This is a genomic window from Paraflavitalea sp. (genome assembly GCF_059502485.1).
In genome coordinates, this window is sequence record NZ_JCACET010000011.1 from 663,579 (window position 1) to 676,865 (window position 13,287).

The 13,287-nt window shown below is 48.0% G+C and carries 13 protein-coding genes; 3 read left to right on the plus strand and 10 right to left on the minus strand.

Annotated features, from left to right (window positions below; translation table 11 throughout):
• Positions 1–29: 29 nt before the first annotated feature.
• The 10 genes from AC5JBY_RS30450 to AC5JBY_RS30495 all read right to left on the minus strand — a co-directional run bounded on the left by AC5JBY_RS30450 (position 30) and on the right by AC5JBY_RS30495 (position 11,041).
• The gene (locus AC5JBY_RS30450) at positions 30–482 is read right to left on the minus strand and encodes a hypothetical protein (protein ID WP_495908475.1); all 453 of its coding nucleotides are present in this window, start codon (positions 480–482) and stop codon (positions 30–32) included.
• Positions 483–787: 305 nt separating this feature from the next.
• Complete coding sequence (locus AC5JBY_RS30455; protein ID WP_495908476.1) at positions 788–3,259, minus strand: ATP-dependent Clp protease ATP-binding subunit; 2,472 nt, start codon at positions 3,257–3,259, stop codon at positions 788–790.
• 171 nt (positions 3,260–3,430) lie between these two features.
• Positions 3,431–4,477: a PKD domain-containing protein gene (locus AC5JBY_RS30460; RefSeq protein WP_495908477.1), complete on the minus strand. Its 1,047-nt coding sequence runs from the start codon at positions 4,475–4,477 to the stop codon at positions 3,431–3,433.
• 17 nt (positions 4,478–4,494) lie between these two features.
• Positions 4,495–5,085 carry a C40 family peptidase gene (locus AC5JBY_RS30465; protein ID WP_495908478.1) on the minus strand — a complete coding sequence of 197 codons (591 nt, stop codon included), beginning with the start codon at positions 5,083–5,085 and terminating at the stop codon, positions 4,495–4,497.
• A 20-nt stretch (positions 5,086–5,105) separates the two neighbouring features.
• The gene (gene tssO / locus AC5JBY_RS30470) at positions 5,106–5,627 is read right to left on the minus strand and encodes a type VI secretion system TssO (RefSeq protein WP_495908479.1); all 522 of its coding nucleotides are present in this window, start codon (positions 5,625–5,627) and stop codon (positions 5,106–5,108) included.
• 26 nt (positions 5,628–5,653) lie between these two features.
• Complete coding sequence (locus AC5JBY_RS30475) at positions 5,654–6,835, minus strand: hypothetical protein (RefSeq protein WP_495908480.1); 1,182 nt, start codon at positions 6,833–6,835, stop codon at positions 5,654–5,656.
• A 10-nt stretch (positions 6,836–6,845) separates the two neighbouring features.
• Positions 6,846–7,718: a TssN family type VI secretion system protein gene (locus AC5JBY_RS30480; protein WP_495908481.1), complete on the minus strand. Its 873-nt coding sequence runs from the start codon at positions 7,716–7,718 to the stop codon at positions 6,846–6,848.
• 12 nt (positions 7,719–7,730) lie between these two features.
• Positions 7,731–8,666: a type VI secretion system baseplate subunit TssG gene (locus AC5JBY_RS30485; RefSeq protein WP_495908482.1), complete on the minus strand. Its 936-nt coding sequence runs from the start codon at positions 8,664–8,666 to the stop codon at positions 7,731–7,733.
• Positions 8,667–8,733: 67 nt separating this feature from the next.
• A complete protein-coding gene (locus tag AC5JBY_RS30490; RefSeq protein ID WP_495908483.1) occupies positions 8,734–10,599 on the minus strand; it encodes a hypothetical protein in 1,866 nt (621 codons plus the stop codon).
• A gap of 13 nt (positions 10,600–10,612) precedes the next feature.
• Entirely contained in the window at positions 10,613–11,041 is a 429-nt protein-coding gene (locus tag AC5JBY_RS30495) for a GPW/gp25 family protein (RefSeq protein ID WP_495908484.1), read from the minus strand.
• A 183-nt stretch (positions 11,042–11,224) separates the two neighbouring features.
• Between AC5JBY_RS30495 and AC5JBY_RS30500 the strand changes: the two genes are divergently transcribed.
• From AC5JBY_RS30500 to AC5JBY_RS30510, 3 genes are all read left to right on the plus strand, one after another.
• On the plus strand, positions 11,225–12,151 hold the full coding sequence (locus AC5JBY_RS30500) for a hypothetical protein (protein WP_495908485.1): 927 nt from the start codon (positions 11,225–11,227) through the stop codon (positions 12,149–12,151).
• Positions 12,152–12,378: 227 nt separating this feature from the next.
• Complete coding sequence (locus AC5JBY_RS30505; RefSeq protein WP_495908486.1) at positions 12,379–12,990, plus strand: DinB family protein; 612 nt, start codon at positions 12,379–12,381, stop codon at positions 12,988–12,990.
• A gap of 8 nt (positions 12,991–12,998) precedes the next feature.
• Positions 12,999–13,271: a MoaD/ThiS family protein gene (locus AC5JBY_RS30510; RefSeq protein WP_495908487.1), complete on the plus strand. Its 273-nt coding sequence runs from the start codon at positions 12,999–13,001 to the stop codon at positions 13,269–13,271.
• The last annotated feature ends 16 nt before the right edge of the window (positions 13,272–13,287 follow it).

A 13,287-nucleotide genomic window follows, 5' to 3' on the forward strand; every position in this document is an offset into this window, starting at 1 on the left:
GTTTACAAATGACAATACGCTGACGATGATCAGCGGGCGGCTTCCAGTTCTTCTACCAGCGACTGCAGTGCTTTGATGAGGTTCTCCCGGCTTTCTTCGCCGGCCAGCGCCTGCTTCAACAGCTTATTCGATTTCAACTGCCTGATGATCTTCTGGTATTGCAACTGCTTTATATTCACATCGCCCAGGTATTCACTCTGCGCGATAATGCCTTTAATACCAAAGTCGGCCAGTCCTTTGAAATTCAGCGTCTCTCTTTTGAGCGCGCCTTCTTCCGTCTCAAAACTGATGTCGACCTTCGGCTTGTAGTTTTCGAAAACATCGTCGATACTCGTAAGCCCTTCCACGATGACAGGCTTTACAGGAGGATCATGGGTGAGTTTTTCAGCGAGCAGTACGCGGTTCTGTGGAATGTCAGCAAATGCTTCGTAGGCGTCGGTTTTCACCTCGGTACCACCTATTCCATAAGGTTCAATTGACATAGTTATTAGGTTTACGTATATGGTAAAATAAAGCACCCTTGCATCATCATGATGACGCACTGCTGCTAATGAATGACCTCGGTAATGTTTAGGGAGAAATGATCAGGGGCTACTTGAAAAGTATTTCTACGCAAATACTATTCCTAAATTTTTCAATAACGGGACTGTACAAGTAAATTAATAAAAAATCCCCATATACCCCTGCACATCAAAAACTTTACATTCACTTAATGATTTCTTTACACTCGCTCGCCTCTGGCGAGTGAGGCTATTAGCAAGCCTCTGGCTTGCGCTGAACACCTGTGTCATTTTATCCACACCAAATTGCCTGCAGCATCTGCATCCAACGTCCATCCCGACGCTGAAAGCATTTCTCCACTGATAATCATGCGCGACAATGGACGCCTCAACTGATTCCGGATCACACCAGCCAATGGACGCGCACCGTATTGTGGCGCATACCCCATTTTTGCCAGCTGCTCTTTGGCATTCTCTGTCAGGGTTAAACGAATTCCTTGCTTTTCTAATAACCCATGCAGCCCCCGTAATTGAATATCCAGTATGTTCCGTACCATGCTGTTATTCATAGGCGCAAAGGGTAAGATCTCTGTCAGGCGCCCCAGGAACTCGGGACGAAAATATTGTGTCATGATCTCCATCAGTTCAGCAGTCGCGGGAATTTCATTTCTGTTGAATGATTCCACGACAAACTGGCTTCCGATGTTCGACGTAAACAAAACGAGGGCATTGGAGAAATCTCCCTCCTTCCCTAATTTATCATGCAGTTTTCCTTCATCCATGATCTGCAGGAAGATATCGAATACTGACTTGTGTGCTTTTTCAATTTCATCGAAGAGCACCACCGAATAAGGCTGCTGCCGTATCTTATTGATCAACAATCCTCCTTCTTCATATCCTACATAACCGGGCGGCGCTCCATAAAGCAAAGCGGCTGCATGTTCTTCTTTGAACTCCGACATATCGAACCGGATCATCGCTGTCTCATCCTGGAAAAGAAAATCTGCCAGGGCTTTCGCCAGCTCTGTTTTACCGGTACCAGTAGGACCAAGGAAAAAGAAAGAGCCCAATGGCTGTCCGGGTTTTCCCAGGCCGGCCCTCGATTCGAGGATGGCCTCACTGATCGAGCGAATAGCATGGTCCTGCCCGATGACCCGTTGCCGGAGAATACTGTCCATTTTCAACAGGCGGTCCTGTTCCTGCGCCTGCACTTTACCAATAGGAATACCTGTGCGATAAGCCACTATTGCAGCAACGTCGGCATTACTGAGCAGTTGCCTGTCATCGGCGGCTGCTTCCTCCAGCAATGGATAAATGGTTTGCAGGTAATTGATCCATGCAGCAGCATCCATATTTTCCGGCGATGCCGGTGCTGGTGGCACGACGGCCCACAATACCGGGCTCAACCGCTGGCTCAATTGCTGATAATGCCATTGCCATTCTTCTTTGGTATGTTCATGTTGCGTTTCCTGTAGTTCCTCAAAAAGTGACTTCATTTCCTGCACTGCTTTTTCGCCTGTATCCCTCGTAAGCCGCAAAGCTGCCATGGCATGATCGGCCAGATCAATAGCAGCATCGGGCAGACGGCGGTCTTTGACATAGCGCCGCGCCAGCCGGATCGTTTCATGAAGCGTATTATTTTCAACCTGTATATGGTGATGATGCTCATACCGCGGCATGATGATCTTCATCATCCTGTAAGCGGTAGCTACATCAGGTTCTTCTACTTTAATAATATCAAAACGCCGGGCAAGGGCTTCATCTTTCTCGATGTACTTGCGAAACTCTTCGGGCGTGGTGGCACCAATGACGGTGATCTCTCCTCTCGCCAGCTCCGGCTTCAACAAGTTGGCTGCGCCAGCCATCGCTCCCTGCTTGTCCATGAGCACATGCATCTCATCGATGAACAGGATGGCTTTATCGAATTGTTTGATCTCCTGAACAATGCTTTTGAGACGCTCTTCTACTTCTCCTTTGTAAGAAGCACCTGCAGCCAGTGCTCCATTGTCCAGTTCGAATACCTGTGCCTGCGCAAGGAAAGCAGGCACTTTTTGTTGTTCGATAGCCTGCGTAAATCCATCTACCAATGCCGACTTCCCTACCCCCGGCTCGCCAACGATCAATACATTAGGCTTGGAGCGGCGGCTAAGTATCTCCGCCATTGCCCTGATCTCTTTATCCCGCCCAACAATGGGATCGGTCTTCCCTTCACGAGCACGCAGGTTCTTATGTACGCAATACTTCAATAATGCCTGTTGCGAAACAGGTTCGTTCTGCTGGCCTGCCTTGTATAGGCCATTCTGTTTTTGCAGTGGCTCTTCGTTCATGGCCTTCGCCACCAGTTCCTGCCGTTGCAGCGGGAAGGTTTTCAGTTGTTCATATGTAAAGCCCACACCCGGTGTACTAAGTGCCGCCAATAGGTGCAAAGGCTCTACCTGTTCTTTGCCTGTCATGAGCCGGATGATGTCCGCTTCGTCCATGACCGCCTTTACCTGGTCATCGCTGCGGAGTGTATCGTCGAGGCGGGTAGCTTTGGGCAATGACTCCATGCGCACATCTGCCCATTCTTCTATGTAATAAATATCTTTCTTCAGTTGTTTTAATAGTGGGTGTAGTCCGGCCTCTTTGTGCATAAGCGCCTTCAGCAAATGGGATGTGGCAATTTGCGGGTGCATATTTTCCCTTGCCAATGCCTGGGCAATATGGCTCACTTTTTTGGTGGCCTCAGACAGATGGATACTATTGACTTGTTCTATCATACAATAATGTTTTATTCAAATTGGGCTAAAGCCCAGTTGTGTTTTATTTCACAGTTCCCCGTCCTAAAGGACGGGGCAATTCTCCCGGTTTTCGTATTGCCCGGCCCTTTAGGGCCGGGATACAGTAAGACAAACTATGTTCGGGCTTTAGCCCAATTGCATGTTGCTCACTTAAAATATTCCGAGGAAGCCTTTCTTTAGTTTCAGGTTTACGTTCAGGCTGATGATGCAATTGGTCTCACTGCTCTTTATCTGTTGTACATTTAATTCTTTGATCTTCTTTTCACTTTTGAGCGCACTGAGCTTATTGCAGAACTCGACAAAAGTGATCTCTTCACCATTAAGACTCACCGGCACGTTCAGGTTGTTGCAGAGGTACGGCGTAAAGCCTTCTGCCTTGAAGTAGTTGTTGGCCACCATGCGCAGCTTCCCTTCCAGCTCCTGCTTACTGATAGCTGTGCCCATCGGCTTTGGCGGCTCCTTCATAGCCGGTTGCTCATTCACCTGTTCATTGAGTGTAGGTGTAACCGGTTTGGCAGGAACGATGATCAGGTTGTTTGGCTGTTTATTGCGTTTGTTGTTGCCATCCTTTGGCCTTGTCGCAGCTGCTTCATTCACAAACACCTTACACACGGCCATTTGTTGCGCATTGTTGTTGATAACCAGTGCAATGGTCTTCAATCCAGGTGTCTTGTATACATAGCTGGCTGTGGAAGATGTGGCATCTATTACTGCCGTCTCTCCAAAGCGCCATTCCCAGCTGCGGGCGCCGGCAGTAGAATCTATAAAAGTGACCGGCTTTCCTACTTCTGCCGATTGCGGACATATAAAAGTGGGCAGTAGCAAAGGGTTTTCCAGTTTCGGCGCACGGGTGATGTAAATGGTTTTATACTCACTGCATTGCCCATTCGTGGTGAGCGTGATCGTATATTCCCCGGGCACGGCATAAGTGTGTACAGCAGAAGGTATCTGCGTTTGGGTTGTTTCGTTATCGCCAAACTCCCATTGAAAATCCTGCACAAAACGTGCATCTGTTTCAAAGCGGATAGGTTCTCCGGTACGGTAGTATTCTGCCTTCGCTTTGATATGAAAAGGAATGCAGGGCTCATAGTTCTTGTACCGGAAAGCCGTGACCATCAATGCCAGCAGGCTAATGATGATCAGCGTAAGGATGATCTTATCATCGAGGTAGGACGGTTGTATCTTTTTATTTTCCATATCGATATGGTTAATGCTTAATTAAGGAACCGCTTCACCCTGCCGGCTGCGATGTAACGTTTCTTCCAGTAAGGATCATCGAGGCTGGCAAGGCTAACACCCTGCGAGGAAGAAGCATTTACAAAAACACGGTTCTGTAAATAAAAGCCTACATGCGAAACCGGCTTGCCGGGTATGGTGGCAAAGAACACCAGGTCGCCTTCGGCGAAATAATGTCCGTCATGAAACGTCTCTATGTTTTTGGTAAAGAACTGCTCTACGGAAGTACGGGGAACGGGGATGCTGTATACATCTTGTAGCAGACGTTGCAGGAAAGCAGAACAGTCTATTCCTTTTTCATCTGTGCCGCCCCAGCGGTAAGGCGTGTTCATCCATTTATCGATGAAGCGGTACAGCGTCATATTCTTCAGGCTGTCGGGTATTGTTTTCAGCCAGGCTGCATATTTTACCCGCAAGCGCTGGTCAGGACTAAGGTCTGCCAGCATACGATTGCTGGTATCGGCCGTGCTGACCACAATGTCGTTCCAATTGTTAGCAGCCTTTTTACTGCTGCCGCAGGAAACAGCCAACACGATGATGAAAAGGTATAATGGCAGGCGCTTGCTCATACAGGATAATGTTCAATGGTTTAATAACCAGCCGCAGTGTTGGCACGGCGAAGCAGGTCAAGGTCACGGCGGGCCTGGTCGAGGTCGCGCTGCGCTTGCTCATATTTACCTTTGTAATCTTCCAGCCTGCCCGGCATATCTTTCATGCTCACTACCATGTTGGTGGCATCCTGATAGCGCAGGAAAAGGTCGAGTATATTCTTGTTCATCCGGCTATAAATGCTGCTGTCCTTGTATTGCAGGTCGGTCAGCTCGCGCAGGCGAACAGCCACCTGTTGGTTCAGGTACATATTGTTGACACCCGGCTGCCGCAATGAATCGATGAGCACCTTGGCATGGTCCATACTGTTGGCAAATTTCTCCTGTGCCAGACTTTGGGTACGGTAACGGCTCACCTGCTGACGCAGCACCTCGTTTTCCTTAGAGGGCATGCGCATATCGAAATAAATGGCGCCCGATATCAGGCATACCGTGATGACCAGGAAGAACAGGAACTTCAGGAATGCTTTGTCACGTTCTTTTACGTTTAGTATGTTTTGCATAGTGGAGGTTTAATAATTGCTCAATGTTAATCTGCCAAAAAGCTGCGACGTTTCTTCACAGCTCCGTTCTCGTATTGAGGTATTAATACCTGCTCTTTCACAAATATGCCAGCCTCCTTCTTCTTGCCGATATAATCCAGCCGCGACAGGTTGGCAAACAGGGCTGAGATGATCTGTGTAAACTTCAGCACCTTGTCCAATGCATCGTTGATATCGAGGTGATTGTATTTATAGTTACAAACTGCAGTGATCGAACTTTCCAATTCGCCCTGCGTCACACCACACCACTCGGTAAAATAGCTTACCAATTCATCCTTACTGGTGCCGGTGAAATAATCAATGCTGTTCTTGATCATGCGCGCCAAACCGGTCACCGCTGTGATCATGAATACCGGCGGCTGGTATATGTACGTCAGCCTAAAGTTGCTGAACTCGCTGGCTATATAGGTCGTCATCTGTTGGCAGATGAGGTGGATGGCATCGGCCAGTTCATTCTGCTGTTTCTTCTGTAATATCTTCTGGATAATGTGCAGCGCATACAATTCCATCTGTCCGAAGAACTGCTCCAACCCTGCATGTACTTCCAGCAACTCATGATGACTATTCACCGCCGTGCAGGGCGGAATGTATTGCTCTACCAGTTTTACCACCTGCTCTTCCACCACCACTTTACCAACCGGCACCTGCGCGCCGCCCGGAGAAAGTGTACCGGCATCTTCCACCGGCAAGAGGTGCAAGCTGTAAGTTGGAATAGTATAGGGCAACCGGGGTGGCGACTCGCCGGGATCAGCCGGACCAAAGGGAATCCGCTCATAAGGGTTGACCGCCAGCACCACGTAGTAAGCTGTTGCATTCCCTTTCAGTTCATTGAAGGGCACCTGCAGGCCGGGCACTGTAACAGCAAGACTTTGTCCGGTCAGTGCTGTATCACTATCAAACTCCAGCACATAACCGCCACGGCTGATAGCCCGGCAGTGTTGTATGCGCAGGTGTACGGTTTGTTCATTATCGAGCGACAGAAATAATTTGACAGATGCCTGGTGTCGGTCGAGCAGCGGCAACAATCCATAGTTATGCTCATTGAGAAAACTGCCCACTGTCCTCGCCTGCCGCCAGGTAAAAGCATTGTCCTGGGTAATAAAATGATTCTTGTTGATCTTCATCCCATTGGCCCAGTTCACGGGCAAAAACTCCTGTTGTGTTTCCATGCGTATTGATTTATTCGAACGTACGTGCACATACGATCACATCATTTTCCCTGATGTTGTTGATAAAGATCGTCCTGTCTGCATCTGCGTATCTGGTGAATAGATTGTACCATCTTGGCTTTTTATAGAATATCCATCCATGAGGCGTTCCCTGTCCGTCGATGTAATGAATGCGCCCTTCGGGATGCCGCTCGTTGTAATCGTTGATAAAGTAATAGAACAAGGTGCCCAGTTCCATATCGGTAGGTGCTTTTGCTCTGAAGTTGGTGTACCAGGCATCTTCTCCTTTCTTCTGAAATTCAAAACTGATAAGGAGCATGTTCTTCAGCTTGCTTTCGTCTGGATCTTCCACCGGCTGGTGTACCGGGTAGTACCATTGCTTCAACACTTTTGGTGGCAACGCCATGGCGTGGCGGAAGGTGTACAATACAAACAAGGGTACCATGAACGTCAAGACAGAAGGCATTAAAGCGATCTCCAATCCTTCTCTATTGAGGGCGCGATATGCCAGTACAAAACCCACTGCACCCACCAACATGATGAGGAAGGTAAAAATGAAGTCGGGCCAGAAGGCCCTGTCAGGCCCCCAGGGCATCTTGCGCTCCATAAGGTAGACATGGACCGTACCATAGAGGAGAAACAATACCTGGAAGAAAATAAAGTACCCGGTGTAGCTGCTGAATAATTTGGCGCCTATGATCAGGCCGGTAAGCACAAATAATAAAGTGGCTACCACCAGGTACAACACCGCCCGTTTGCTAAAAGGCTTGAAACTGCTCCTGATCTTGCGGGCCACAAAACCAAGGATAACGGAAAGGCTGAGTAGCCCTACTCCCAGTAACATCAACACCTTATTGAGGTCTGGTGTCAGCAATCTGTCCATATAGAAATTTATTTATAGCGTACTTGAATAACCCAGTATCGGACTATGTTCTTCATCTAACCTGATCAATGCTTTCTCCCTGTCTACTTCAATGTTGATCGTGATGTCGGCATCGGCCGGCGCGAAGTAATTGTTGAATACTTCCAGCACCAGGTCGCTCTCTCCACCGGGCACATATTCTGAAGGAAAGCTGTTTTGTAAAGGGCCGATATCATACTGCAGGCAGGTATGGTCTTCCCAAAACTGGCTGCCACATACCATATCATTGCCCAGCGCCAATCCTCCCAATCCAACTTCCTGCTCATCTGCATAACTCCAGGAAGGCGGCGCCTGCCGCACAGTTACTTTTTCCTGTAACAGTATTTGCAGACAATCCTGCATCAATGCGGGATCTCCGGCAATCTCATGAGCATAGGGCAGTAACAACACCAGCAGTGCACCACAGTTCCTGTTCAGTCCTTCCGGAAATCCCCAGAAATCAAAAAAGTAATCTGTGAGTAAGCCACTGTCAATACCACTCAGCAATTGAGTCTCCTCTTTCTCCAATTGTACCCGTTGCAAAAAGAAACTGTTCTCCAGCGGTTGAAAGAACTTACGTGCCGACGCCTCTTTCTTTTTGTCGCGCCTGCTGTATGCCACCATCGCACTGACCGCATCGCTCCTGTTCTCCCCTGCCGGCTGGTGAAAGAGCCCTTCAGGCAACAGATCATACAGGCCGGTGCGCGACAAGCGTAGTTGTAGCAACTGATGCTTCCACGAATCTTCTATGCGGTTAACAGCGTAGAGATCTTTGCGGTATTCGCGGAAGAACCGGCCATCATTAACGGCTACGATGTTTCCCGCGCCTACCTGCTGCATCACCTGAGCTATCAGGGCTTCTGCCCGGATATCATAGTGATTGGTGGTCAGCTCTTCAAATAGTTTTTCTATGTCGATCGCTTGATGCATATGTATTGTTTAGACCTGACAGGTTTTGCAAAGCTTTGCGCCAGGCGAAACCTGTCAGGTCTGTCCGTTACGCTGCTTCTTCTATAAATACACGGAAAGGTGTGAGGCCTGCAGACTTCTTCGCAAGTTGCAGTACCAGGTTATCTTTCCAATAGGTTAACTGGTTCTTTTCCTGTGCGTCGAGGTAATCTTTCCTGCTCAGCACAATGCGCACATCAATGGTACGGGCAAAGCCTTGTGACACTTGTTGCGCTACCATCACTCCTTTTTCCACTTTCACTGTCCTGGCGCGGTTGCCCAATTGCAACTGGCAGAAGAGTTTGATATCCTCCATACTCACCAGCCGGTCGCGCGATAACAGGGCCGACTTATAAGCCGTAATACTTTCAGAAGGGCTCAATCGGTCACGCCCCCCCACTGTACCCGATATCAGTATAATGTCCTTGTGATGATACAGGTCGGCTGTTTTATATGCTTGTAAGCTGGCGCCTGCTTTTACGTTATTGCCCTGGCTGCCGCCTGTAGTCCAGAAGGACACCAACAGGTTATTGATCTTTTCCGTACCCGTAGGCCGTACGATGAGGAAAGGTGTATGTTCACGATGCAATTGCCTGGCCTGCAATTGTTGCTCCAGCTTATAGATAAGCTGCTGCAATTGCTTCATTTCGCCAGCCATGAATTCACGGCCCAGCACAGAGAAGGCAGCGCTTTCATCGTTCAGTAATTGAATAATATGTTCTACGATCGCCGCCGCATTACGCTCATCAAACCGGGCAACGCCTCCTTGGCGCAGCAGCACCGACAGTTTCTCTTTTTCATTCTTTTTAAGGGTGCGCAGGTTATAGATGGTTCCTTGCTGATCAGCAACTTCCTGCAGGTCAAAGAAGCTGTCTGTAGCCTGCAAGGGAATGATATTGAGCAGATCGTGCATGCGGTAGGACAGTTCATGCAACTGCCGGTTGATTACCGGGAAGCTATTGAAGTGGCATACAACATCCTGTAATACGGTTGATGGAATATTTTCAGGGAAAACGATCTTTATCCAGCGTAGTGTCTGTTGCTGTAATAGCTGCAGGTCTTTCTTATCAAAACACTGCTGCACTTCGGCAGGTATAGGCGTTTCTTCCCTTGTTTCCACATCAGGCATGTGCAGCGTAATAAACCTGTTCTTATAATAAGCGTTGACCTGCTCCTTGATCTTGTAGGAACTGGTGTTCTTGCGGGTAAGCAACTCTTCTATGTCCAGCCGCTCTCCACTTATTTCTTCCTGGTTATAGCCAGATGTAGCTATGATCTCCCGGTCGTCATAAAACCAACGCGCAGCGGGCAGGTTGGCATAAAAGAGTTCGCGGTTCACTTCATTCCTGATCTCGAAATAACATTGTGTTTGATGCAGGCTATCCGGGTTGCCCGTAATGCCCAGCCACAAAACAGATGGCGATAGTTCACGACCGGCCACACAATGTGCAATGACTTCTTTAGCAATCTTTTCACGATAGGTGAATAACTGGTAGCCTGTGGCGAGGTATTGCACCGCCGCCGTATTAATATGGAAAGAGGCTGTAGGTGAAAAGAAAATATCCTTGTATTGGTTATTAGCAGATTCGTAGGTAGTGTTCAAGCGCTGTGATACAAAGAACTGGTCCGTATCGCGCAGGCGGGAACCCGCTTCCACAGCGCGTGCATGCAGGATGGCGTGGGCAGGTAAAGGTCCGTTCAACACTTCGGGAGATAATAGTTGTACCATTTTCTCCAGCAACCGCGCTCTCGATGCTTCCACTTCACCGGATATCTTTTCCAGCTCCAACGAGCAGGCGGTGAACAGCAGGTTTACCAGCGGATCGAAAGCGGAAGCTGATTCATCTTCTGAATAGCCCCACAACCTGGCTGCTGTTTTGATCATCCGGTTCTTTATCTGTTCTCTATTTTCCATAGATAAGGTATAATTATGTATACGACAACGGGCCTACAAAAAAGCTATCGCGGAAAACGATGTTCTCGCTTGTTGCGGTAAGGCGTGCTGTTATATAAATGTCCAGTCGCTTTTTGATACGTGATGTGGTTGATACTGTTACCATTTCTTCCTGCTTAACAGTGACTTCCACTTTTACATTGTCCAGCCGCTTTTCATGTTGCCTGACTGATTTTGTTAACGATTCCTTCATCAGCTCCTGTTGCTTCGAACGGGTAGTGAGGTTATCGAAATCATGTTCCCAAATGGCATTACCAAACCCGCTCTCACCCTGCATTTCACCGAAGGCAGTAGTCACGATCAGGTGCAGGTGACCAGCCACGGATTGCTTCAACGAGCAACCGGGATGTTCTTTTTTCTGCATCAGGCATTCGGTATCCAATGGTAATGAATAGTACTTCATGGACTTGACCAGTGAATGTTAGTAAATAGGAAATAATAAAAAACTGAGTATTGCGGGAAGCTGTCAAAAGGAGATTTGTCTTGAGCAGGCTTCTACGCGTAGTGATATAAAGTTAAAGCAAAAATCTTTCCAAAATTATTAAATTGGTTTAAAATTTGTTGCCGTTTCATCAAACCTATCTTCATGCAGCCAAAATATATTGTTGTCGGTGTGGATGGAACCGGCTCTGATTCCTGGATGAAATCAGACGGCAGCAATAGTAATACTTTCAGGTTTGTGCGTGATGTTCAATATGGTACAATGCAAATCGACCGCCGCTGGTTTCATGGTCCTTCCAATAAAATTACCGGCAGCGATGCAGAACAGATACTACAACAATCACTTGATTTTATTTATCACCGGCTGGGTACGTTATTCCCCGCCTCCCGTGCACGGCAGGTACGCCCGCTGGATATGTACGACGTCAACAGCTGTCATCAACAGGCTGCTTATCATAAACATGGGATGATGGCTGAATATGGTATGTATGAGCCATTGCGGCTACCCACTCAGGTGACCCGCCAGATGCTGAACGAGCAACCGCTATCTGTAAATGATGTGCGGATCGTATTGATAGGACATAGCCGGGGCGGTCTTGTGGTAGCCAACCTGGCCCGCATGCTGAGTCCGGTGATCAAAGTATATTTCATGGGACTGTATGATTCGGTTGACCGGCAGCCCTGCCTCGATGGTATGAAAGTGGAGAATGTAAAGTATGTGGCCCACGCAAGACGTCATCCGGAAGTTCATTCCCGCGGTTCATTCAGTAATACTTCTCTTACTTATATAGGTGTAGACCATGCAGAGGAACAATATTTCTATACTTCGCATGGCGGCATTGGTGGTTCTTTTGTAACGGACCGTGCTGAAGTTGGTTTTGCAGGCGACAGTTCCTGTGTGCCTACTGTATTGCAAAGTCAGGGGCGACTGGGCACCCGCGAAGTAATAAACAACCCTGCACTCACCAAAAAGCTGGGCAAACCCATGAACGAGATATGTGCCGCCGGAAGTGATGAAGCAGACCGCTTTATGCGCAACCAGGCCAGAAAGTATGGAGTGCCCGTAAACTGATCACATTAACCATCGATACATGGCAAAGCCGTCTTTCGTCCGATTGACGGCTTTTGTCGTTTTATTGACTAACTTCATATGCTGTTCATCCCCGTCCGCTCTGTGAAACACGACATTCAGGCATTTGTCTTAATCAGCCCTATAAAATGTCTCTATTCCCCCTTGTGACAGTATGATCAAGACTTTAGCTTTGTATCTGACATTTATCATCAACAATTACTGTTTTTATGAAAAAGTTACTTTTTATCGCCTCGTTTGCACTGGTTGCATTTGCTTTTGTTATTCCCGCCAATCCACTTACGGATAAAGAAAGAAAAGATGCTATTCAATTATTGAAAGGCTCTGAGAAAGATCTGCTGCAGGAAATAAAAGGCCTTAGTGAAGCCCAACTGAAATACAAACCGGCGCCCGACCGCTGGAGTGTGGAGGAATGTGTGATCCACATTGCTACCACCGAGCAGATGTTGTGGCAAGCTACGGAGGCTGGCATAAAGCAAGCAGCCAATCCGGAAAAACGTGCCGACATTAAAATGACTGATGAGCAAGTGGTAAAAGGTATCGCAGACCGCTCTACCAAACGACAAACGTCCGATAACCTGAAACCTGAGAACTCTACTTTCAAGTCTGCGACCGAAGCACTGGAAAGCCTAAAGGCCAGTCGCACAAAGCTGACCGACTATGTTAAGTCTACATCCGATGAACTGCGCAATCACGTGCTCGCCATGCCATTTGGCAGCCTGGATACTTATCAGATGCTGTTGTTCATAGCCGCGCATGGCAACCGCCATTTGCTGCAGATCAAGGAAGTAAAGGCCGATGCAGGATTCCCCAAGAATTAAAACAGATAATGCCAACGGTAAAGTTCACGTACGCGTTGAAACGTTTTTTCCCGGGCCTGCAGCAAACGCCGGCCGCGGGCGGAACGTTGGCTGCCGTGCTGGAAGAAATGGAAGCCCGCTACCCCGGTGTACGCAGCTATGTGCTGGATGAGCAGGGAAAACTACGGCAGCATGTGAACATTTTTATCGATGGTACTTTGATCAAAGACAGGATCAAACTGAGTGACTCGATTACCGGGCATAGTGAGATATACATCATGCAGGCTTTATCCGGAGGTTAAACCTTTATAAACTCAA

What these genes read in the sequence shown, in the direction of transcription:
- AC5JBY_RS30450 (WP_495908475.1), bottom strand. Translation starts at nt 482, where the DNA reads ATGTCAATTGAACCTTATGGAATAGGTGGTACCGAGGTGAAAACCGAC.
- AC5JBY_RS30455 (WP_495908476.1), bottom strand. Translation starts at nt 3,259, where the DNA reads ATGATAGAACAAGTCAATAGTATCCATCTGTCTGAGGCCACCAAAAAA.
- AC5JBY_RS30460 (WP_495908477.1), bottom strand. Translation starts at nt 4,477, where the DNA reads ATGGAAAATAAAAAGATACAACCGTCCTACCTCGATGATAAGATCATC.
- AC5JBY_RS30465 (WP_495908478.1), bottom strand. Translation starts at nt 5,085, where the DNA reads ATGAGCAAGCGCCTGCCATTATACCTTTTCATCATCGTGTTGGCTGTT.
- tssO (WP_495908479.1), bottom strand. Translation starts at nt 5,627, where the DNA reads ATGCAAAACATACTAAACGTAAAAGAACGTGACAAAGCATTCCTGAAG.
- AC5JBY_RS30475 (WP_495908480.1), bottom strand. Translation starts at nt 6,835, where the DNA reads ATGGAAACACAACAGGAGTTTTTGCCCGTGAACTGGGCCAATGGGATG.
- AC5JBY_RS30480 (WP_495908481.1), bottom strand. Translation starts at nt 7,718, where the DNA reads ATGGACAGATTGCTGACACCAGACCTCAATAAGGTGTTGATGTTACTG.
- AC5JBY_RS30485 (WP_495908482.1), bottom strand. Translation starts at nt 8,666, where the DNA reads ATGCATCAAGCGATCGACATAGAAAAACTATTTGAAGAGCTGACCACC.
- AC5JBY_RS30490 (WP_495908483.1), bottom strand. Translation starts at nt 10,599, where the DNA reads ATGGAAAATAGAGAACAGATAAAGAACCGGATGATCAAAACAGCAGCC.
- AC5JBY_RS30495 (WP_495908484.1), bottom strand. Translation starts at nt 11,041, where the DNA reads ATGAAGTACTATTCATTACCATTGGATACCGAATGCCTGATGCAGAAA.
- AC5JBY_RS30500 (WP_495908485.1), top strand. Translation starts at nt 11,225, where the DNA reads ATGCAGCCAAAATATATTGTTGTCGGTGTGGATGGAACCGGCTCTGAT.
- AC5JBY_RS30505 (WP_495908486.1), top strand. Translation starts at nt 12,379, where the DNA reads ATGAAAAAGTTACTTTTTATCGCCTCGTTTGCACTGGTTGCATTTGCT.
- AC5JBY_RS30510 (WP_495908487.1), top strand. Translation starts at nt 12,999, where the DNA reads ATGCCAACGGTAAAGTTCACGTACGCGTTGAAACGTTTTTTCCCGGGC.